Origin of the sequence: Enterobacter cloacae complex sp. P14RS, from assembly GCF_014895895.1 — a bacterium.
Classification (GTDB): domain Bacteria; phylum Pseudomonadota; class Gammaproteobacteria; order Enterobacterales; family Enterobacteriaceae; genus Enterobacter; species Enterobacter bugandensis.
Genome location: NZ_JADBQM010000018.1, coordinates 43000 through 43413, shown reverse-complemented (window position 1 = coordinate 43413; position 414 = coordinate 43000). Strand labels below are relative to the sequence as shown.

The following is a 414-nucleotide window of genomic DNA, read 5'->3' as shown; positions in this document are numbered from 1 at the left end:
CTATCCGGTTCTAATTTATCGTGAGGCTTAACCTTACAACGCCGATGCTGTTTTGGCTGTGAGAGAGACGTTTTTTAGCCTGATTGAGATAACAGAATTTGCCTGGCGGCTTTAGCGCGGTGGTCCCACCTGACCCCATGCCGAACTCAGAAGTGAAACGCCGTAGCGCCGATGGTAGTGTGGGGTCTCCCCATGTGAGAGTAGGGAACTGCCAGGCATCAAATTTAGCGTGCTGATATGGCTCAGTTGGTAGAGCGCACCCTTGGTAAGGGTGAGGTCCCCAGTTCGACTCTGGGTATCAGCACCACTTTATACTTAGGTTAAAGTTCGGCAAGAAGTAAAAGAATTTGTCTGGCGGCTTTAGCGCGGTGGTCCCACCTGACCCCATGCCGAACTCAGAAGTGAAACGCCGTA

At 51.7% G+C, this 414-nt stretch carries 1 tRNA gene and 2 rRNA genes (1 of these 3 only partly in view); all 3 read left to right on the top strand.

Features of this window, described 5'->3' with window-relative positions:
* Nucleotides 1–101: 101 nt before the first annotated feature.
* Nucleotides 102–217 (top strand): 5S ribosomal RNA (rrf, locus tag IM295_RS14735).
* A gap of 14 nt (nt 218–231) precedes the next feature.
* Nucleotides 232–307 (top strand) — tRNA-Thr (locus IM295_RS14730).
* Nucleotides 308–350: 43 nt separating this feature from the next.
* Nucleotides 351–414: ribosomal RNA gene (gene rrf, locus IM295_RS14725) — 5S ribosomal RNA — on the top strand (it continues 48 nt past the right edge of the window).